This is a genomic window from Pseudomonas floridensis (assembly GCF_002087235.1).
Lineage (GTDB): Bacteria > Pseudomonadota > Gammaproteobacteria > Pseudomonadales > Pseudomonadaceae > Aquipseudomonas > Aquipseudomonas floridensis.
This window is the reverse complement of the sequence record NZ_MUIO01000079.1, coordinates 1-21193: the sequence shown is the minus strand read 5'-3', so window position 1 is coordinate 21193 and position 21193 is coordinate 1. Positions and strand designations below refer to the sequence as shown.

18 protein-coding genes and 2 pseudogenes are annotated in these 21193 nt (G+C 59.0%); 13 read left to right on the top strand and 7 right to left on the bottom strand.

Going from position 1 to position 21193, the window contains the following annotated elements:
• The first annotated feature begins 12 nt into the window (after positions 1 to 12).
• From BZK31_RS19575 to BZK31_RS19560, 4 genes and pseudogenes are all read left to right on the top strand, one after another.
• The gene (locus BZK31_RS19575) at positions 13 to 1032 is read left to right on the top strand and encodes an ABC transporter permease (protein WP_083184615.1); all 1020 of its coding nucleotides are present in this window, start codon (positions 13 to 15) and stop codon (positions 1030 to 1032) included.
• Positions 1029 to 2131: pseudogene (locus BZK31_RS19570) on the top strand (phosphotriesterase family protein); the annotation flags it as partial. The gene BZK31_RS19575 and the pseudogene BZK31_RS19570, both read left to right, overlap by 4 nt.
• 7 nt (positions 2132 to 2138) lie before the next feature.
• Positions 2139 to 2894, top strand: coding sequence for a glutamine amidotransferase (locus BZK31_RS19565; RefSeq protein ID WP_083184611.1), 756 nt, complete (start codon positions 2139 to 2141; stop codon positions 2892 to 2894).
• Positions 2895 to 2906: 12 nt separating this feature from the next.
• Positions 2907 to 4061: a M20 family metallopeptidase gene (locus tag BZK31_RS19560; RefSeq protein WP_083184610.1), complete on the top strand. Its 1155-nt coding sequence runs from the start codon at positions 2907 to 2909 to the stop codon at positions 4059 to 4061.
• Here the strand turns inward: BZK31_RS19560 and BZK31_RS19555 are convergent.
• The 3 genes from BZK31_RS19555 to BZK31_RS19545 are packed head-to-tail and all read right to left on the bottom strand — an operon-like array spanning position 4033 to position 6454.
• Positions 4033 to 5382 (bottom strand): ATP-binding protein, encoded by a 1350-nt coding sequence (locus BZK31_RS19555; RefSeq protein WP_083184608.1) that lies wholly within the window; start codon positions 5380 to 5382, stop codon positions 4033 to 4035. The genes BZK31_RS19560 and BZK31_RS19555 overlap by 29 nt on opposite strands.
• Positions 5379 to 6056, bottom strand: a complete 678-nt coding sequence (locus tag BZK31_RS19550; RefSeq protein ID WP_083184606.1) for a response regulator — start codon at positions 6054 to 6056, stop codon at positions 5379 to 5381. Before BZK31_RS19550 ends, BZK31_RS19555 begins: the two co-directional genes overlap by 4 nt.
• Before the next feature lie 38 nt (positions 6057 to 6094).
• Positions 6095 to 6454, bottom strand: a complete 360-nt coding sequence (locus BZK31_RS19545; protein WP_083184605.1) for a hypothetical protein — start codon at positions 6452 to 6454, stop codon at positions 6095 to 6097.
• A 160-nt stretch (positions 6455 to 6614) separates the two neighbouring features.
• On the opposite strand from BZK31_RS19545, the gene BZK31_RS19540 reads away from it, so the two are divergent.
• Positions 6615 to 7403, top strand: a complete 789-nt coding sequence (locus BZK31_RS19540; protein ID WP_083184603.1) for a dienelactone hydrolase family protein — start codon at positions 6615 to 6617, stop codon at positions 7401 to 7403.
• Positions 7404 to 7614: 211 nt separating this feature from the next.
• The gene (locus BZK31_RS19535; protein ID WP_208617214.1) at positions 7615 to 8340 is read left to right on the top strand and encodes a 4'-phosphopantetheinyl transferase family protein; all 726 of its coding nucleotides are present in this window, start codon (positions 7615 to 7617) and stop codon (positions 8338 to 8340) included.
• Here the strand turns inward: BZK31_RS19535 and fhuF are convergent, their stop codons facing one another.
• Together fhuF and BZK31_RS19525 are read right to left on the bottom strand one after the other, a co-directional pair.
• Positions 8341 to 9027 (bottom strand): siderophore-iron reductase FhuF, encoded by a 687-nt coding sequence (gene fhuF / locus BZK31_RS19530; protein ID WP_244182708.1) that lies wholly within the window; start codon positions 9025 to 9027, stop codon positions 8341 to 8343.
• Between the two features lie 78 nt (positions 9028 to 9105).
• Entirely contained in the window at positions 9106 to 9978 is an 873-nt protein-coding gene (locus tag BZK31_RS19525; protein WP_083184600.1) for an alpha/beta hydrolase, read from the bottom strand.
• Between the two features lie 114 nt (positions 9979 to 10092).
• On the opposite strand from BZK31_RS19525, the gene BZK31_RS19520 reads away from it, so the two are divergent.
• Positions 10093 to 10692 carry a TetR/AcrR family transcriptional regulator gene (locus BZK31_RS19520; protein ID WP_083184598.1) on the top strand — a complete coding sequence of 200 codons (600 nt, stop codon included), beginning with the start codon at positions 10093 to 10095 and terminating at the stop codon, positions 10690 to 10692.
• Between the two features lie 88 nt (positions 10693 to 10780).
• Here BZK31_RS19520 and BZK31_RS19515 read toward each other — a convergent pair whose 3' ends face one another.
• Together BZK31_RS19515 and BZK31_RS19510 are read right to left on the bottom strand one after the other, a co-directional pair.
• Entirely contained in the window at positions 10781 to 12391 is a 1611-nt protein-coding gene (locus BZK31_RS19515) for an ATP-binding protein (RefSeq protein WP_083184595.1), read from the bottom strand.
• Between the two features lie 6 nt (positions 12392 to 12397).
• Entirely contained in the window at positions 12398 to 13135 is a 738-nt protein-coding gene (locus BZK31_RS19510) for a response regulator (protein WP_083184593.1), read from the bottom strand.
• A 690-nt stretch (positions 13136 to 13825) separates the two neighbouring features.
• Here BZK31_RS19510 and BZK31_RS19505 point away from each other — a divergent pair.
• The 6 genes and pseudogenes from BZK31_RS19505 to BZK31_RS30145 form a co-directional block, all read left to right on the top strand.
• Complete coding sequence (locus tag BZK31_RS19505; RefSeq protein ID WP_083184591.1) at positions 13826 to 16738, top strand: ribonucleoside-diphosphate reductase subunit alpha; 2913 nt, start codon at positions 13826 to 13828, stop codon at positions 16736 to 16738.
• 250 nt (positions 16739 to 16988) lie between these two features.
• Positions 16989 to 17159: a YhfG family protein gene (locus tag BZK31_RS29075; RefSeq protein WP_087881681.1), complete on the top strand. Its 171-nt coding sequence runs from the start codon at positions 16989 to 16991 to the stop codon at positions 17157 to 17159.
• Between the two features lie 10 nt (positions 17160 to 17169).
• Positions 17170 to 17568: a Fic/DOC family protein gene (locus tag BZK31_RS19500; protein WP_341865299.1), complete on the top strand. Its 399-nt coding sequence runs from the start codon at positions 17170 to 17172 to the stop codon at positions 17566 to 17568.
• A 634-nt stretch (positions 17569 to 18202) separates the two neighbouring features.
• Positions 18203 to 19450 (top strand): ribonucleotide-diphosphate reductase subunit beta, encoded by a 1248-nt coding sequence (locus tag BZK31_RS19495; protein ID WP_004887325.1) that lies wholly within the window; start codon positions 18203 to 18205, stop codon positions 19448 to 19450.
• Positions 19451 to 19607: 157 nt separating this feature from the next.
• Positions 19608 to 20738, top strand: a complete 1131-nt coding sequence (locus BZK31_RS19490) for an HNH endonuclease (protein ID WP_083184588.1) — start codon at positions 19608 to 19610, stop codon at positions 20736 to 20738.
• 266 nt (positions 20739 to 21004) lie between these two features.
• Positions 21005 to 21175: pseudogene (locus BZK31_RS30145) on the top strand (phage antirepressor protein); the annotation flags it as partial.
• Positions 21176 to 21193 lie beyond the last annotated feature (18 nt).

Below are 21193 nucleotides of genomic sequence, written 5' to 3'. Positions count from 1 at the left end.
GGACATGAACCCATGAACACACTCGACCTCACGCGCCAACGCATTTTGCATCAGTCGCCGCTCAAACGTCTGGCGCATGACTTTCCCGGCGTAGTCAGTATCGGTCTGTTTTTCGCCCTGTGCTTCGTGCTGTTCACCGTGGTGACGGACAACTTCCTGAGCAGCGCCAACCTGCTCAATGTCATCCGCCAGAACGCACCGTTGCTGATCGTTGCCGTGGCAATGACGCTGGTGGTCACCACAGGTGGCATTGATCTGTCGGTCGGCTCGACGCTGGCCCTGGTCGGTGCGCTCGCGGCGATGGCACTCAACGTCTGGCACCTGCCGTGGCCGGTGGTGCTGCTCGGCGGGCTGGGCGTTGGAGCACTCATCGGGGCCATGAACGGTTATTTCATTGCCTACGCGGGGATCCCGGCGTTCATCGTCACCCTGGCCACGCTGACGATCATTCGCGGTATGGCCATGCTGCTGACACAAGGCTATTCGATTCCCGTGCCCCGTGAAGAGACGCTGTTTCTGGCCCTGGGTCGCGGCTGGTTTCTCGGCGTGCCGCTAGCCGCCTGGCTGGCCTTGCTGGTGGCGCTTGGCGGCGCGTTGATGCTTGGCAAGATGCGCTTCGGGCGTTACCTCACCGGCATCGGCGCCAATGCCGAAAGCGTACGTCGCGCGGGCGTGAACCACCGCGGTGTGCTGCTGCGGGTGTACATGCTCAGCGGCATGGCGGCGGCACTCGCGGGCATGATTGTCACTGCACGGCTGGGCAGCGGTTCGTCCAACCAGGGTGAAGGTTTCGAACTGGAAGTGATCGCAGCCGTGGTGCTGGGCAGCACCAGCCTGTTCGGCGGTTTCGGCACCATCGTCGGCACCTTGCTCGGGGTGCTGACCATGGCCGCCATCAAGAACGGTCTGATCCTGGCGCACATTTCACCGTTCTACACGCAAATCGCCACCGGCCTGATCGTGCTGCTGGCCATCTGGCTGAATACGCGCATCCTGCGCACCGGTCGGCCACTCGGGAGGGCCGGAGCATGAGCCTGTTTCGTCACCCGTCACCGCTGCCGGTCGGCGTCGACAGCGGCCACGCCATGAGCGTGCTCGGCCCCATTCCCGTCGACCGTCTCGGCGTGACCCTGATGCACGAACACATCCTGCTGGATGCTTCGGGCAAGTGGGTTCCACCCAGTTGCTGCGGCGAACGCCATCTGGCCGAGCGCCCGGTGAGCATCGAGCTGCTGGGCGAGCTGTATATGAACCCGCTGGTCAGCCGTGACAACTGCCAGTTGTTCGATGTCGATCTGGCCTGCGAGGAGCTGTCGAAATACCGTGCGCTGGGCGGCGAAACCGTGGTCGATCCGACGAACCTGGGCATCGGCCGCGACCCGAAAGCCTTGCAGCGCATTGCCCGCACTACCGGCCTGAACATCATCATGGGCGCAGGGTTCTACCTCGAACCGTCGCACCCCAGGTACGTGCACGAGCAGTCGCTCGAGCAACTGACAGAGCAGATCATCCATGACGTGGGCGGCGGCGAAGAAAAACCTGAGGTGATCGCCGGGCTGATCGGTGAAATCGGCGTGTCTGCCGCCTTCACCCCGAACGAAGAAAAGTCATTGCGCGCAGCCGCCCGCGCCAGTGCCGCCACCGGTGTGCCGCTTTCGGTGCATTTGCCTGGCTGGGAGCGTCTGGGCCATCGGGTACTGGACATCGTCGAGGCAGAAGGCGCCGACCCGAGGCATACCGTGCTGTGCCACATGAACCCCAGCCACAGCGACCCCGCATACCAGCATGCACTGGCCGAGCGCGGCGCGTTTCTCGAATACGACATGATCGGCATGAGCTATTACTTCGCGGACGAGCACGCCCAGTCGCCCGGCGATGAGGAAAACGCCCGCGCCATCGTTGCGCTGCTCGAGCGCGGATTCGGCTCACGCGTGCTGTTGTCTCAGGATGTTTTTCTGAAAACCATGCTGACCCGCTACGGCGGACATGGCTACGGCTACCTGCTCAAACATTTCGTCCCGCGCCTGCGCCGTCACGGCGTCACCGGCGAGCAACTGGAAACCCTCTTGATCGATAACCCGCGCCGGGTGTTCCAGCGCGGCTTCTAGGTCCATTTTCACTGCAAAGGAATACTCACCATGAAAAAGTCCGTATTACTGGCTGGCGAATCCTGGGTCAGCACGTCGACCCACATCAAGGGCTTCGACCAGTTCGACAGTGTCACCGCCCACAACGGCGCCCGGCGCTTGCTGTCGGTCATGGCCGACAGCGATTATCAGATCACGCAAATGTGTGCCGATCAGGCGCAGACAGACTTTCCGGCCTCCGTCGAAGACCTGAACCGTTATGAAGCGGTCATCCTTTCCGACATCGGGGCCAATACGCTGCTGCTGCATCCCGACACCTGGCTGCGCGGCCGACGCACGCCCAACCGCCTCAAGGCCTTGCGTGATTACGTGCTGCAAGGTGGCGCGCTGATGATGGTCGGCGGTTACTTCAGCTTTCAGGGCATCAACGGTGGCGCACGCTATCGCGGCACGGCAGTGGAAGAAGTGCTGCCGGTGCGTTGCCTGCCTTACGACGATCGCGTTGAAGTGCCCGAAGGTTTTCTGCCGCAAATCAAGGGCGAGCACCCGATCCTGAGCGGCCTGGACGGCGAGTGGCCTTATCTGCTGGGTTACAACGAAGTGGAGTTGCACCCGCAAGCCCAATTGCTTGCCACCGTGGAAGGCACAAACCATCCGTTGCTCGCGGCCCGTGAAGTCGGTGCCGGGCGTACTCTGGCATGGACCAGCGACCTGTCCGAACACTGGCTGCCGGAAGCGTTTCTCGACTGGAACGGCTACCGTCAGTTCTGGATCAACAGCCTCGACTGGCTGACACGCAGCGCCTGACGGGAGCCTTCCATGCTTGATGACCCGATTGCCCTGACCCGCGCCCTGCTGGCGTTCGAGACACTCAACCCGCCAGGCGATGAAGAGGAATGCGCTGCGTTTCTTGCCGAGCAACTGACCCGCCAAGGTTTTGCCTGCCAGTTGCAGCGCTTTGGCGAGCGTCGTTTCAATCTGGTGGCCTGGCTGGAGGGCGAAGGGCCTGGCAAGCCGCTGGGCTTCACCGGCCACCTCGACACCGTGCCGCTGGGCAACGCTGGCTGGCGTTACTCACCGTTTGCCGGTGACATCGTCGACGGTCTGCTCTACGGACGCGGTGCCAGCGACATGAAAGCCGGCATCGCGGCATTCATCGTAGCGTGCCAGCGCAGTCGTGCCGCCATTCAGCGTGGTCCCGGCGTTCGTCTGTTGCTGACCGGCGGTGAAGAAACCGGCTGTGACGGCGCCAAGGCCATGTGCCACGACGCTCCTCATTTGCTGGGTGAGCTGGGCGCGCTGCTGGTGGGTGAACCGACCGCCAACCAGCCCGTGCTCGGGCACAAGGGCGCGCTATGGTTGCAGTGCGCCAGTCACGGTCGAACCGCACACGGAGCCATGCCGGAAGAAGGCGTCAATGCCATCTACCTGGCCGCCCGCAATATCGAGCGTGCGCAAACCTTCGAGGTGGGCCCTGCCCACCCGTTGATGCGCAACCCGACCTTGAACGTGGGCACCATCAGCGGCGGTCTGAACATCAATTCGGTGCCCGATTATGCCGCGTTCACCCTCGATCTGCGCACCGCGCCCAATCTGGACCATGACGAGATTCGCGAGCGACTGGCGGCGCACCTGGGCAGTGATGCGCACCTGAGCACGCTGATTGACTTGCCCGGTGTCTGCGCCGATCTCGACAATCCTTGGGTGCGACAGGTTTTTGCACGCTGCCAGGCATTGCATGAAGCGCCCTTGCAGGCGCAGGTCGTGCCTTACTTCACCGATGCCGCGGTGCTGCTGCCAGCCATTGGCTATCCGCCAACCCTGATTCTCGGCCCGGGAGAGCCGAGCATGGCACACAAGGTCGACGAGTATTGCGACGTGCAGAAGCTGCTGCAGTGCGTCGATCTGTATGCCGTGCTGATCCAAGACTGGGCCGACCGGCCACTCAGCCTTGCGCCAGAAAGTGAATCCTGAATGCCGCGCCGCCCAGCGGCGAGTCGTCCAGGGTCAGCTTCGCGCTGTAGCTTTCGATGATGTCCTTGACCACCGCCAGTCCGATGCCCTGCCCCGGATTCTGGCGGTCAAGGCGTTCGCCGCGCTCCAGTATCCGTGCGCGTTGATACTGCGGCACGCCGGGACCGTCGTCTTCGACGCACAGTTCGTCGCCCGATTCTGATTCGCTGAAACTGACGCGGACCTCGCTCAGGCACAGCCGATAAGCGTTCTCCAGCAGATTGCCGAGCATCTCCAGCAGTGCACCTTCTTCCATGTGCACCTGACACTGCTCGGGCAGGTCCAGCGTGACCTTGACCTGCTTGTCGCGGTACACCTTGTCCAGCGTGTTGCACAGGCTTTCGACCACTGGCCGCAGCATGACGTGATGCCGCACCAGCCCGCTCTTGCGCAGACTGGCACGTTGCAATTGATAGCCGATCTGCTGACTCATGCGTTCGATCTGCGATTGCAGCACGCGAGCCTGCTCGACATCCTCGGGACGCTTGGCGATGTTTTCGCTGACGCCCTGCAATACGGCCAACGGGGTTTTCAGGCTGTGGGCCAGATCGCCCAGCGAATCACGGTAGCGCGCCCGTTGCTCGCGCTCGCTGCGCAGCAGACGGTTGAGCGAGTCGGTCAAACGCAGCAGTTCGCTGGGGTGTTTTTCACTCAGGCTGTCGCGCACACCGGTCTCGACCTGATCGAGTTCCTGGCTCAACCCCCTGAGCGCACGCAGCCCCCAGGTCAGGCCACCCCATAACAGACCCAGCAGAACCAGCAAGGCGGTGCCAAAGCCGAAATAGAGTTTTTGCCGCAACCCGTTGATGGTTTCCTGATAACCGCGCAACGGTTGCACGGCGACAATACTGAAAGCGGCATTGCGCCCACCCAGCAGGCGAATCTCGACGTCGTAAACGAAGTACTCGTCGCCGTTGACTTCCTTGATCTTGGTGAATTGACTGCCCTGCCCGTCGTAGCTTGGGCGGTAATCGATGTCGATCGCTTCGGTGGACAACGAACGCCAGACCATCTGCCCCTGACGGTTATAGATGTAGCCCATCAGCCGGCTGCCCGGCAGGTTGAATTGCTCGCCGGGCAACAGGGACGGCATCAACAGGTGATCGTCCTCGACCCGCGCCGCCGAGATCATCGTGGTGACGTCCGACGCCAGCCGCTGTTCGATGGCGCCACGCAACGCCAGGCTGAAGGCACTCTGCAAGGCAGGCAGCATCAGCAGCATGAAAATGACCGCCAGGGTCGCAGCGCCCAGCATCAGGCGCAGGCGAAGCGAGCGAATCACGTACAGCGCTCAGTGAACAGGTAGCCCATGCCGCGCACGGTTTCGATGGGTTTGAACGCCAGGTTGCCGTCCAGCTTGCGGCGCAGACGGCCGACCAGCACCTCGATGACGTTCGGATCGCGTTCGTCATCGTCGGGGTACAACTGCTCCATCAGCCGTTCCTTGGGCACCACCTGTTGATGATGGAGCATCAGGTATTCGAGAATCCGGTATTCATAGGCGGTCAGCGCCAGCGGCTGCTCGGACAGCGCCGCCTGCTTGCGGTTGAGGTCCAGCAACAGCGGACCTGCGGTGATCGTGGACTGAATGAACCCGCTGGACCGGCGCAACAAGGCGTTGAGCCGCGCATCCAGCTCTTCGAACTGGAAGGGTTTGACCACGTAATCGTCAGCACCGGCGGCCAGCCCTTCGACCTTGTCCTGCCAGTTGCCACGTGCCGTCAGGATCAGGACAGGAAATGCCTTGCCCAGGGCACGCAACTGACGGATCAGGTCCAGCCCGCCGATGCCGGGCAGGCCAAGATCGATCACAGCCAGGTCATGATTGAACTGGGCCACCTGATACAACGCCTCTTCGGCATTGGCCACCGCTTCGACCACATGCCCCGCTTCGGTCAGACGGGTCCGCAAGTGATGTCGCAACAGCGCTTCATCCTCAACCACCAACAACTTCATGCAGCCCTCCCAGGCACAGCCCCGGCCTCAAGACATAGTCAAGACATCGAATGAAACGACATCGTCGCATCGGTACTCCACAGTCGGGCGCTGACGGGCACAGACTGTCTTACATCATAGCTGCCGAGCAAGAGCTCGCGGCTGACGGGCATACCATTGTGGGTGCCCGACACCGCGCCGTAAACCGGCGGCGACCACTGCGTCCCCATCGCCACGCTGTCCAGGCCTTGCCGGCCCAGTTCATGACTCCAGCCATGCGCCCAGCCACTGGACTCATCGAGCCTTTCGGTTTTACCGAGCTCGATGCGCGTCAGCTCAAGCCTGCCATCACCCGCTTGTGCCGCGGCACTGCCACCTAGAAAAGCCAACGCCAGGAAAAACTTGTTGAGGCTCAGCATAAGGACTCCTTTTGCGCTCGGGGACGCTGTCAAGGTACGAGCCAACAGTAATCGCGCCGCGCTGAACCCCGACTGAACGCTGCATGAACCTGCGCTGAACGGTGCGGAATCGGCTATCTTTGCCCTTCAACGCGACAACCCACCCAAGAAGGAGCTGAACATGCGTGTGTTGATGACAGTGATCATGATGGGCCTTGCGGGGCTTGCCCAGGCGGCAATCAAGACCGGGCAGGTCGATTACAAGAGTGCCGACGGCACTAAACTGGTGGGCTACTACGCTTATGACGACGCGATAAAAGGCCCGCGCCCTGGGGTTCTGGTGGTGCATGAATGGTGGGGGTTGAACGAGTACGCCAAGCGTCGCGCCCGTGACCTGGCCGCGTTGGGCTACAGCGCCATGGCCATCGACATGTACGGCGACGGCAAGAACACCGAGCACCCGAAAGATGCCATGGCGTTCATGCAGGCCGCACTGAAAGACAGTAACGCGGCTGACAAGCGTTTCGATGCCGGGCTCGAACAGTTGAAGAAACAGCCACAGACCGATCCTGCGAAAATCGCGGCCGTCGGCTACTGCTTCGGCGGCAAGATCGTGCTCGATGCGGCCCGTCGCGGCGAGCCGTTGCTGGGCGTGGTGAGCTTCCACGGCGCGCTGGTTACCAACACGCCGGCCAAACCGGGCATCAAAGTGCCCATGCTGGTGGAGCACGGTGCCAAGGACAGCATGGTTACACCGGAGAACGTTGCGGCGTTCAAGAAGGAAATGGACGACGCCAAGGCTGATTACAAATTCGTCAGCATCGACGGCGCCAAACACGGCTTCACCAACCCCGACGCCGACCGCCTGAGCCACGGCGAACACGGGGGTCCGGACATTGGCTACGACAAGGCCGCCGACCAGAGTTCATGGTCGGACATGCAAGTGTTCTTCAAGAAGATCTTTGGCTGAGTGAAGGCTGCCGACGCAGAGCATCGGCACGATCACATTGCAGCCTCACCCTGATCGTTCCCATGCTCCGCGTCCGGGCTTAGACGTAGCCGTAAATGTCGGGCTGCAAAGCCTGACTGATGACATACCTGCGCAGAGCCTGGGCACGATGGGTAAAGATCCAGCCCCAGTGGACTTGTCCATGTCGGCTTGCCCCGGCAGAATGCCGCCCATGACTGAACGCCCTCATCTCCCCGCCTGTTGCCCCGAACTGCTCCATCACTGGCCGCTGCCTAAGGCGGTGCCGGGGGCGGTGCTGATCAGTGGCCGTTTCGATCCGCTGAAGCTTGCCGATGGCGATTTTCAGCGCTGCGCCGTGCAGACACCGGCCAGCATTCAGCGCTCGGTCGCCAAGCGCCAGACCGAATTCCTTGCCGGACGCCTCTGCGCCAGGGATGCACTGCAGCGGCTTGATGCCCGCCAGCACATCCCCGACATCGGCGAAGACCGGGCACCGGTCTGGCCGCTGGATATCTGCGGCTCGATCACCCACAGCACCGGTTGGGCCGCAGCCGTGGTCGCGCACAAGCAACAGTGGCGCGGACTGGGGCTGGACACTGAAAACCTGTTGAGCCACGACCGCGCCTCACGGCTGGCCAAGGAAATCCTTACGCCCGATGAAATGGCCGCGATGGCCGAAGCGCCGGACGACCAGATCGCTTTGCGGGTAACCCTGACGTTCTCGATCAAGGAGGCGCTGTTCAAGGCGCTCTATCCCATCGTGCAGCAACGTTTCTACTTCGAAGACGCCGAGCTGCTGGAGTGGAACGCAGATGGAAGCGCCCGCATGCGCCTGTTGATCGACCTGTCCGGCGAATGGCACAAAGGCAAGGAGCTGGACGGTCAGTTCAGCGTGCAGGACGACCATCTGCTGAGCCTGATTGCCGTCCCGGCGTGATCAAACGGGCAGCGGGCAATGCTCGCACCGCCCGACCCACTCGACCTGATAACTCAGGCAACATGCCTTGCGTTGCCTGCGCGGCGCGGCAACGTCGGGCTGCACGCTGTAAGTCACCGTCTGAAACAGCGGATTGACCCGACCATCCGGACGTCTGCGTGTCGTCAACAACGCAAACCCGGCGCGCAATGACGCATCGCTGCATCCGGTCATTCGGGTCAGACAGGTCTCCAGCGTATCGCCGACGCTGCTCCACAGCACCTGGCTGGGCAGCCCGGCGTAACGACTCAAGGCAGTAATGAACGGTTGCAGGTTGTCGTCGAGCAGACTGGCGAAGCGCTGAAACGGATCGGACTGGACCTGCGGCGCAGTCTCACGCTCGGCCCCAAGCCGGATACCCACCGCAATACCGCGCTCGTCCAGCATCAGAGCGACATGCTCCAGTTGCAACGCGTGATGACGATTGTGCTGCAGGCTGGCCGCAAGCACCGGCGGGATAATCTGCATGAAGTAATACTTGGCCCATTGCGACACCAGCACCGGTCGATGGCTGGGCATCAATTCCGGGCCGTAGAGCTTCAACAACAGCGCGTCGAGTCGCTCGGCGCGCAGCAGATCGGGAAGCGCCACCTCTTCACGGGAAAGACGGGATTCAGGATTCGCAGAGTCGTGAGAATCAGGAGTCAAACGTCGCCAACCTCTTCTTCAATGACATTTTCCTGATGACTCGCAAGTGAGCAAACATCAGCCTTGAAGTGCCGAGCATCAACCCGGCAGCGGTTTTTCCGGCTTAAGAAAGGCGACCACCTCATCAATAACCGAGGGGTGGTCGATGAGGCGGTTGTGCCCTAGCCCTTCCGTAGTGAAAAGGCGTGCACCCGGCCATAGCTTTGCAAAGCGGGCGCCCTTTTCCCATGGAGTTTCACGATCATGCAAGTCGTGAATAATCAGCGCAGGCCTGTCAAACCCTGGCAGTTGCACAGCAGCATCGTATTCAGCGAATCGGCGACCTGTCAGCGCATGCAGGTAATCTTCGAACGGAGCGAAGGCCTGATGCGCAATTCCGGCGGCGTCAAATTGTTGAAGTGCGTTCTCTGCTGGCGCCACGAACGGCGCGATCAGCACGAAACGCTCCGGACACCATTCTTTCTCTTGAGCAAAGACGATAGCCGAGGCGCCCAGAGAGTGCCCGATCAAGGCTGCCGGTTTTCCAAAATGGCGACCGACGCCCTGAAGTATCTCGACAAACTGCGGCATGTGGCTGATTTTCCCGCCGCTCAATCCATGAGCAGGCTGATCAAAACCGACCACCGCGTACCCCATGGACCTCAGCACGGGGACCCAGTCAGCGAAGCGCAATGCGTAACTCGACCATCCATGAGAAAGCAACACATAGGGTTCGTGCGAAGGATCACCCCACTGATAGGTGGATATCTCGATCCCGTCCAGCATCAGCGTGTCAGTGCGCACCCCCGATGATAAGCCGAGGGCCGATGCGGCCTTTGCACGTCCAGCGGCCTGGGGTGTGATGAACCGTCGAGCAAGGTATCTTCCAGTGATGCCCGGTGAGACCCGACTGGCCAGCTTCAGCAAACGTCGCTGGGTCGTTATACGAAAATTGTGCCTGGGCTTTTTCATGGAGGTTCCTCATGCAGATCAGTAGACCTGCCGGGATTTAAACAGGCTATCTTGTCATTGACAAGATAGCCTGAAGGAAGCTTATATAACTTTTATTTTAGGTAGGGAGTTTCCATGCCGAAACCAGACACCACTCGCGCCTATCACCATGGAAACCTGGCTGCCGTTTTGCGCCAGGCGGCTTGGGATATTGTCGGAGAGTCGGGAGTGCGAGGCCTTTCCTTACGTGAGTGCGCACGACGAGCCAATGTTTCCCACTCGGCACCTGCCCATCATTTTGGGTCAATGGATAATCTGCTTTCCGAGATTGCTGCCGACGGCTACGAGCGCATGATTGAAATCATCAGCACCGTTCAGTTGGAACGGGCAGACCCGATGATGGGATGCGGGCTCGGATACGTGAAGTTTGCGACAACCTACCCCCATCATTTTCGGCTCATGCTGGGCAGCGATGGCGCAACCCGCACGTCACCCAGACTTCGGGAATCCAGCGAAGCCGCCCTTCAACTTCTTCGACAGTCAATTCGCACCGCCTGGGTACAGCAAAATGGTGCAGAACCTGACCCGACAGTGCTGGAACAACGCACTGTCCTGGCCTGGAGCGCGGCCCATGGTTACGCCTCGTTGGCGATAGACAGAAACCCCGCCGATATGTCTGCAACTCCGCCCGACGCCGTGTTCAAGCATCTGGCAACGGTTCTGCTCATACCTTGATTGTTAGCTACCCACGCACTCAAATCTGCTTCTGCCAGAAAAACGCATCGCTACGGCTCGATGAGTACGCTGCAACCTGCATGGCCCCTCATCGCGGGGCCTGCGTGCGGGGCCAGGACAGGCTGAAGCAGGCGCCACCCAATGTTGTGCTGCGGCCGATCAAGGCGCGTCCTTCGTGCCAGTTGATGATGCGCCGCACGATCGACAGGCCTAGCCCGTGCCCGCCCGAGGCGCGGGTGCGGCTGTCATCGATGCGCATGAAGGGCGTGAATATTTGCTCCCAGGCGTCTTCCGGCACGCCGGGGCCGTCGTCGTCCACGTCGATGCGGCAGCGTTGCGGGCCCAGCCGATAGCTGATGTACACCTGCGTCTCGGCGTGGCGCATCGCGTTGCTGACCAGATTCTGCAGCGCCCGGTGCAAGTAGCGTGGCTCGGCCTCGACCCACGCACTTTCACCCTCGGCTGCGGTGCTGCACTCGCCCCGCGCTACCCGCACATCCGCACGCAGCGGGGCCAGTTCAGCGATGACCTGATCGATCAGCGCGTCCAGATCGATGCGCTGGAAATTCAGCGTCGGCGCGCCCTGCTCCAGACGCGCATAGGTCAGCATTTCATCCACCAGCTTGTCGAGGTCCTGAATGTCGCTGTCCATGCCGCGCATGTACTTGAGGCGCGCCTCGGGGGTCGTGGCGTCGCTGATCATCTCCAGACCGAAGCGCAAACGCGCCACCGGCGTGCGCAATTCATGGGACACCGCCCGCACCAGTTCGCGCTGGATCATCAGCGAGCGCTGCAAATGCTCGGCCATGCTGTTGAAGGCCGCCGCCAGACGCCCCACCGAATCCGAACCCTCGGTCGGCACGCGGGTTTGCAGGCTGCCCTGCGCAATCAACGTGGCCGCCGCTTCCAGCGCCTGCACTCGGCGCTCCAGACGCCGCACCAGCAGATACACGACCAACCCGATGAAACACAGGCCCAGCAAGGCAATCATCACCAGCCATTGCAGCGGATAAGGGTTCATCTGATACAGCGGGCCGATTTCCAGCACCCAGTTGGTGTCGACGATCCCGGCCAGTACGCGGATCGAGTCGCCACCTTTGCCCAGCGCCATTACCGTATCGCCTTCATAAATGCGGCGGCGCTGGTCATCGTCCAGATCGGCCTGATCCAGCGCCAGCAGGTGCATGTCGAAACCGAACCCCTTGTCGACCCGCAACGCCTGCAAGCGCGCTGGCTGTTCATCGACCGGAAAGCGAACCAGTTCGTCGATCAACAGATAGATCGTCGCCCGCGCCAATTGCTCGGTGATCTGCTGCACTTCGCCGGTCAGCAGCAGGTGTTCGCGGTCACTCAACTGGCGATAGACCTTCGCCGCATGCGGACCGAGCTGTTCGACCACCACCTGCCCGCGCGCCAGACGGCTGCGAGCGCCACTGTCCAGGTGCGCCTGTTCGACGCTTTGCAGGCTCAGCGGAATACCCAGCAACCGCTCCCAGACCGCCAGCGCACGGCGGCGTTCGACATCGTCAAGCGCAATCAGGTTATCGGCCATTACCGTGAAGGTGCCGTGGGCCAGCCGTTCGCGGTACTGCTCGCCACGCGCTTGATTGAGCACATGCAGCGCCAGCATGCCGAGCAGCGCCACCAGCACCAGCACGCCGAGCATGCCGCCATACACCCGCAGAAAGATCGAATTCATGAAGGGTCAGCCGCTGAATACGTAGCCGTTCATGTCCTGCGCGGCTTCGGGCACGAACAGATAGCCCTTGCTGCGCACGGTCTTGATCAGACGCGGGTGGATGGGGTCGTCGCCGATCTTGGGCCGGATGCGCGAGATGCGCACGTCGATGGAACGGTCTTGCCCGTCGTAGCCCACGCCGCGCAGGGCGGTGAAGATTTCCTCGCGGGACAGGGTGCGTCCGGCGTTGGCCACCAGCAGCCATAACAGGTCGAACTCGGCACCGGTCAGTTCGATGCTCTGCTCACGCAGCCAGGCCTCGCGCAGTGCGTTGTCCACCACCAGCGGGCCGAATACCAGCCGACGCAGTTCGGCGGCAGGCACCTGCGGTGCTTCACTGCGGCGCAGCAGGGCATGAATGCGCGCCAACAGGACGCGTGGATGAACCGGTTTGCAGACGAAATCATCGGCGCCGGTGTCCAGCCCCTGAATGTGATCGGTGTCATCGGTGCGCGCCGTCAGCATCAGGATCGGCCCGTCATAACGGTCACGCACCCTGCGGCAGATACTGAAGCCGTCTTCACCGGGCAGCATCAGGTCGAGAATTACCAGATCCGGCTGTTCGTCGATGATGCGCTGCACTGCCAGTGCGCCATTGCCTTCAATGCTGACGTTCAGCCCGTTGTTCTGCAGGTAGTCGCAGGTCAGTTCTGCCAATCGCTGATCGTCCTCGACAATCAGCACCTGCCAGGTGTGTGGCTCCACAGACGGCTTCCTTTTGTTGTTATTGGAACGCGGATTAAGGCTTGGCAACGCTACGGGTATCTCCGGCGATTGTAGCAACCGCGCGGCAAAGCACACGACATGCCCGATCGCCCTTGCAGAGCGTTTTTTTTGTGATAGGGTTCGCGCCCGCAAAAATCCGCCGTGGCCCAACGACATCTGTAAAAATCAGTGACAAACGGTCCAACGCAGCAGCCATGCGGCCTACACGCGGTGTGGGTGATTCATACACAAAGTACTCACAACTTTATCCACAGGTCGTACGTTGCAATTGATGTCCGAAACGCATTATCTTGTAGCCCGACCTGCAGCGACACCCTACATGTAGGGTTTTCTGCGAAAACTCCAGCACAACTCAATCGAGAAATTCAAGCATTTTTCTTGCGTTTATGGGGTTGAACTTTAAGACGTATTCGGCGAACCAAACCGCTCGCGCTTACATCCAGGCGACCCGGTACACGTCTTGCAACATAGAACGCACATGCTTCAGCAGATTTTCAAGGGATTGGGCACATGACCCAGTCCCTTTTTGACTTCAAAACCCGGACGCGGTGAACCTGCGCTTCCACCTCCGTTTTGAAGTCATTGAGTCGCCCGTTTGGCGGCTCACTGTCACAGAACGGAACGGTGGGCAGCAATGCCCGAACAAACTTAAAGAACGTGGAGACACCCATGCAAACAGACACAACTCGCGAGAACTCGCCGACCACTGCGCCGTTGTCAGGCCAGGCCCAACAGGACCTGTCCGCCACCGCTCCTGGTCAACTGCGCGTGATCAAGCGTAACGGCACTGTCGTCGCCTACACCGATGACAAGATCACCGTTGCCATCACCAAGGCGTTTCTTGCAGTTGAGGGCGGCGCTGCCGCCGCCTCGTCGCGCATCCACGACACCGTTGCCCGTCTGACCGAACAGGTCACTGCGACCTTCAAGCGTCGCATGCCTTCGGGCGGCACCATCCACATCGAAGAAATTCAGGACCAGGTCGAACTGGCCCTGATGCGTGCCGGCGAGCAGAAAGTCGCTCGTGACTACGTCATCTACCGTGACTCGCGTGCCAAGGAACGCGCCGTTCGTGCACCGGAAGCCGAAGTTCAGGCTCATCCGTCGATCCGCATCACCCGCGCCGACGGTAGCTTCGCGCCGCTGGACATGGGTCGTCTGAACACCATCGTCACCGAAGCGTGCGAAGGTCTGGAAGAAGTCGACGCCGCGCTGATCCAGAACGAAACCCTAAAGAACCTGTACGACGGCGTTGCGCTGAAAGACGTCAACACTGCGCTGGTCATGACCGCCCGTACACTGGTCGAGCGTGAGCCGAACTATTCGTTCGTGACCGCCCGCCTGCTGATGGACACCCTGCGTGCCGAAGGCCTGAGCTTCCTGCAAGTGGCCGAGAGCGCCACTCACCACGAAATGGCCGACCTGTACGCCAAGGCACTGCCTGCTTACGTCGAGGCCGGTATCAAGTTCGAACTGCTCAACCCTGTGCTGGCCGAGTTCGACCTCGAGAAGCTGGGCAAGGCGATCAACCACGAGCGCGATCAGCAGTTCACATACCTGGGCCTGCAGACCCTTTACGACCGTTACTTCATCCACAAGGATGGCGTGCGTTTCGAACTGCCGCAGATCTTCTTCATGCGCGTGGCCATGGGCCTCGCCATCGAAGAGAAAGCCCGTGAAGACCGCGCCATCGAGTTCTACAACCTGCTGTCGTCCTTCGACTACATGTCGTCGACCCCGACGCTGTTCAACGCCGGCACCCTGCGTCCACAGCTGTCCAGCTGCTACCTGACCACCGTGCCGGATGACCTGTCGGGCATCTACCACGCGATCCACGACAACGCCATGCTGTCCAAATTCGCAGGCGGTCTGGGCAACGACTGGACGCCGGTTCGTGCGCTGGGCTCCTACATCAAGGGCACCAACGGCAAGTCGCAAGGCGTCGTGCCGTTCCTGAAAGTGGTCAACGACACCGCCGTTGCGGTCAACCAGGGCGGCAAGCGCAAGGGCGCTGTGTGTGCCTACCTGGAAACCTGGCACATGGACATCGAAGAGTTCATCGAGCTGCGCAAGAACACCGGTGATGACCGTCGTCGTACCCACGACATGAACACCGCCAACTGGATCCCTGACCTGTTCATGAAGCGCGTCTTCGACGATGGCCCGTGGACCCTGTTCTCGCCTTCCGAAGTACCGGACCTGCACGACCTGACCGGCAAAGCCTTCCAGGAACGTTACGAGTACTACGAAGCACTGACCGAGTACCCAGGCAAGATCAAGCTGTTCAAGACCATCCAGGCCAAGGATCTGTGGCGCAAGATGCTCTCGATGCTGTTCGAAACCGGCCACCCGTGGCTGACCTTCAAGGATCCGTGCAACCTGCGCAGCCCGCAGCAGCACGTGGGCGTGGTTCACAGCTCGAACCTGTGCACCGAGATCACACTGAACACCAACAAGGACGAGATCGCAGTCTGCAACCTGGGCTCGATCAACCTGCCCAATCACATCTTCAACGGCAAACTGGACACCGACAAGCTCAAGCGCACCGTCGACGTCGCCGTGCGCATGCTCGATAACGTGATCGACATCAACTACTACTCCGTGCCGCAGGCCAAGAACTCCAACCTGCGCCACCGTCCGGTCGGCCTGGGCATCATGGGCTTCCAGGACGCGCTGTACCTGCAACACATCCCGTACGGTTCCGATGCTGCGGTGCAGTTCGCCGACACGTCGATGGAAGCGGTCAGCTACTACGCCATCCAGGCCTCCTGCGACCTGGCCGATGAGCGTGGCGCGTACGAGACGTTCCAGGGTTCGCTGTGGTCCAAGGGCATCCTGCCGCTGGACTCGCAACAGATCCTGATTGAGCAGCGCGGCGAGAAGTACATCGATGTCGACCTGAAGGAAACCCTGGACTGGGCGCCGGTTCGTGCCCGCGTACAGAAAGGTATCCGCAACTCGAACATCATGGCCATCGCACCGACCGCCACCATCGCCAACATCACCGGCGTGTCGCAGTCGATCGAACCGACCTACCAGAACCTGTACGTGAAATCGAACCTGTCGGGCGAATTCACCGTAATCAACCCGTACCTGGTTCGCGACCTCAAGGCACGCGATCTGTGGGACTCGGTCATGATCAACGACCTGAAGTACTACGACGGTTCGGTACAGCAGATCGAGCGCATCCCGCAGGAGCTCAAAGAGCTTTATGCGACCGCCTTCGAAGTGGACACCAAGTGGATCGTCGACGCGGCAAGCCGTCGTCAGAAGTGGATCGACCAGGCTCAGTCGCTGAACCTGTACATCGCTGGCGCATCGGGCAAGAAGCTGGACGTGACCTACCGCATGGCCTGGTACCGTGGTCTGAAAACCACTTACTACCTCCGTGCCCTGGCGGCGACCAGCACCGAGAAGTCGACCGTCAACACCGGCAAGCTCAACGCCGTATCGAGCGGCGGTCACGGCCCGGACGACTCGGCCATCACCGCCCCACGCCCGACCGAAGCCGCACCGGCAGGTCCTGCACCGGTTCCAAAGGCGTGCGCCATTGACGAGCCGGATTGCGAGGCTTGCCAATAAGGCTGAGCATCTGAGTCCTGTACGGCAGTAAACAAAAAGCCCCTTTTCAGGGGCTTTTTGTTGTGTGGCTGAAATCGGTTTGATCGTGCAGATGCGCGTTGTCGGTCTCTGTCAGAGTGTCGATCATCGTGGAAGCCAAGCCCCCCTGTCCGGTCGTTGTTTGCTGTTGCAAAGGTTTCTGATCACCTGGCCTCCAACATGCCTCATTTTTTGGCTAAACTTACGGTTCTACAAAATCAGAGTTTCAATCATGCCGTCGCTCTCGGTTCAGGCAAAAAAAGCTCACTTTGCAAAAGTACGCCGATCCAATTATGCAGCCAGCTTGCGCTTGGAAGGCTACGACAGCACGCCACTCGATGTCGAACGCCCTCTTCCAACCCGAGAAGAGCTGTTAAAAACCTACCTTAACAAACAGGCCTGATGCTCGATAAATACGGGGCTGGTCAGGGGAGCTGCGCACGGTAGACCTATCCAAAGGCGACACCCGTTTTTGCACGACGACTCGCATTGAGCCTGAAGCTACAAAACTATTTGCGTCTCTTGCCAAAGCACACTGGTTTCAAGAGCTGGAACGGGATGAGCTTGTGAAAGCCAGCGCCGAGGCATTCGGTGACCTCAATGTCATTCACCCTTTCAGGGAAGAAAACGGCAGAGCTCAACGAGTTCTGTTTGAACATCTCATCATGAACGTTGGCTACGACATTAGCTGGTGGGCAGTCGAGGCCGAGGAGTGGACGCAAGCGAATATCGATGCCGTACATTGCGAATACGGCGCGCTTATCCATGTATTCGAACGCTGCATTGGAAAACCTATCTCGCCTGAGAACTGAACCGCTCGTCGATTCCATCATAAATTCGCCGCTAGAATCAGCACCGAGAAAGACCGCAAATCATCCCCTCGAACACCTCATCACGCCAAGAAGCCCGGCAGCCGCCACGCCCAGAAAATCTCCCGGTTATGAACCGGTGAAAACCTGCCTAATGTGCGACAACGCACCGCTGTTGCCCAAAACCCACCGGCACTATATGCTGCGTTTCTAAATGTAAAAAACACTAGATAAGGGATTCAAGCGAGTTTCCTGCAGCCTTCAGCCTCGCGTAAACCGATGCTGAAGCCGACGAGAAAAAAGCGTGAATCACCCACCGAAATCTACGTTCGGTTCAACAAGTGTCGGGCAAAATCTGTATAATCCCGCGCTCGCTTCAGGGTACTCGAATGACAATTTGCACCAGCAAAATTGCATCACCTCAAAGCAACCCAGATCACTCGCTTTGCTCGCCTGTAGGGCATTGCCACGGCAGCAAACCGAGCGGACGACCGACACGTTCATAACCGGTCAATCGCAGCATCAAAGACAGCCTCAATTTCAGTACCTGCGTTTTCGACCCGACGACGTGGGCACTTCACACCTTAAAATCTAACCAAGATCGCTACGGCGGTCCTCAAGCGGGAGCCTCATCACCATGCTGAGCTGGGACGAATTCGATAAAGAAGACGGCGAAGTAGTTGCCAAAGCGGCCAACGCCGGTCACGCCAACGAAGCCAACATGGACCGCCTCGACAGCGCCGGTGGCGCAGCGGCCCAGGAAGCACGTGCCGTTACCGCCAACGACTCCGCAGCCCTGATCCGCGCCAAGAAAGCGCTGGACGCACTGGACGTCGCCGAAGGCCTGGCCGAACTCGAAGGCGCCAGCGCTCGCGTTGCCGTTGACGAAAAGATGATGATCAACTGCCGCGCCGACCTGAACCAGCTCGTACCCTTCAAGTACGACTGGGCCTGGCAGAAGTATCTGGACGGTTGCGCAAACCACTGGATGCCGCAAGAAGTCAACATGACCGCCGACATCGCCCTCTGGAAAAACCCGGAAGGTCTGACCGACGACGAGCGTCGTATCGTCATGCGCAACCTGGGCTTCTTCTCCACCGCCGACTCGCTGGTTGCCAACAACCTGGTCCTGGCCGTTTACCGCCTGATCACCAACCCGGAGTGCCGCCAGTACATTCTGCGCCAGGCCTTTGAGGAAGCGATCCACACCCACGCTTACCAGTACTGCATCGAATCGCTGGCCATGGATGAAGGCGAGATCTTCAACATGTACCACGAGATTCCATCGGTCGCGAAGAAAGCCGCCTGGGGCCTGAAGTACACCCGTTCGATCTCCGATCCGAAGTTCGAAACCGGCACCGTCGAAACCGACAAGGAACTGCTGCGCAACCTGATCGCCTACTACTGCGTTCTGGAAGGCATCTTCTTCTACTGCGGCTTCACCCAGATCCTGTCCATGGGCCGTCGCAACAAAATGACCGGCGTCGCCGAGCAGTTCCAGTACATCCTGCGCGACGAATCCATGCACCTGAACTTCGGCATCGATGTGATCAACCAGATCAAAATCGAAAACCCGCACCTGTGGGATGCCGAGATGAAAGAAGAAGCCACGCAGATGATCCTGCAAGGCACCCAACTGGAAATCGAATACGCCCGTGACACCATGCCACGCGGCGTACTGGGCATGAACGCAGCGATGATGGAGGACTACCTCAAGTTCATCGCCAACCGTCGCCTGAGCCAGATCGGTCTGAAGGAAGAGTACCCAGGCACCACCAACCCGTTCCCATGGATGAGCGAGATCATGGACTTGAAGAAAGAGAAGAACTTCTTCGAGACGAGAGTTATTGAGTATCAGACAGGTGGGGCGTTGAGCTGGGATTGATTCTAGACAGGCAGCTCGTTAACAAAAAGGTCGCCAATAGGCGACCTTTTTTATGGAAAAAACTTAAATAAATTTTGCTCTCAAGGCTAATAGTGATAGTCATCCGCCTCACTCATTTCGTACAGTCACAGGAGATTTTTCCTACAAGGACGACGAAATGGCGATCCCCGCGGTTGAAAAAAAAGCAATTGAACGAGCTCTGAGAAAATTCGACACAGAATTCAGACTTCAGCCTGGGTGGGCCGCATGGGATTCCAACGGATCACACAAATTTGCCATCCTAGTAGAAGGCAAATCGTATCCTGCAAAAGAAATTGTATCGCTAGCGACAGATATGGCGGTTAAAGATTTCACCCGAGGTATGCCGACGAACGGCTATCTTCGAGCCCGTGGGTTTAAGGTCATAGATTTACGGAGCGCACCAAAACCTGAGTTCGTAAAAGGCGAGATATATGATAGGCGATCTGAAATTCATGATCCCTTTGGAGGTAGCTCTCAAAGCGGAATAGCACCTTCAGATAAGTCACCTGCCATTTTCTTATTTACGGGGTCGTCGGGCGAACAGTATGGTTATGTGGATGAGATGGACGAAAGCGGAGTTTACTCATACACAGGAGAGGGCCAGGTTGGCCACATGACTTTAACTCGGGGAAACCTAGCAATTCGCGAGCATGCCGCGACTGGTCGAGCGATCCATCTTTTTAAAACTCTTGAAAAAAGAAAAGGACAGAAATATATAGGAGAGTTTGTATGCGCGGATCTTTCCTGGGCTGAGGGTCCAGATAAAAATGGAGAGACTAGAAAAATCATTAGATTCAATCTAGTTCCCGCATCACATCTTTTAGAGCATGAAGAAGCCGCACCAGATAAATTAATACCAGACAACCAAAGCTTCGAATTCGAAGCTTCGCGAGCGCGCGCCTACGAAGCAACAATAGCAAACTTCAACAAAGATAAGCTGCAAACCATACGCACCCTATATAGTCGGAGTAAAGATGTTAAAGCTTATGTCCTAAAGCGCGCAGAAGGGTTATGCGAAAGTTGTGGAACCCCGGCCCCTTTTGTGACTAAAGCAGGACAAGCTTATTTGGAACCCCATCATGTAAACCGGTTATCTGACGGAGGCCTAGATCATCCAAAATTCGTGGCCGCCGTTTGCCCAACATGTCATAAAGAAATTCATTACGGTGCCTTAGGCGAAAAGAAAAACGAAGCACTGAAACAGGTAATTATCAATAAGGAATCAATCGCAGACCGCAAATTAAAGAACCTTAAACAAAGCGATTAATTAGAAAATCATCAAACTTTTAAAATCAGAGGCTTCTTACACTCATTTCTCAGCAAATCTGACAGCCGATCCTTTATGATGCTTTTATAATACTCACCGGTGCCTAAGAAACACCCAACGTAGAAACAGTGACTTCAGCATTAACTCTGAATTTTTCCGTTCCACCGAACGGAAATTTAGAAATGCCGAGCCGCTCCGTTGGGATTTCTTGAGCCCGCTCTACGTTGGTCTTTAGCACTATTCCAAGTCCTTCGTAGAGGTTCAGCATGTTCAGTGACAGACTCAAGGTACAAGCTCATCAACTTGACGCGGTGACGTCCGCGCATATCCCCACCCTCTTCCACCGCCACAACCGCCCGCTTCAAGCCCTCCTACTCAAACACCAGCCTTGGTTCAGCGCCCGCGATCTGGGTCGTCTTATCGGCTGGCCGTTGAACGTATGCGATCCATAAACC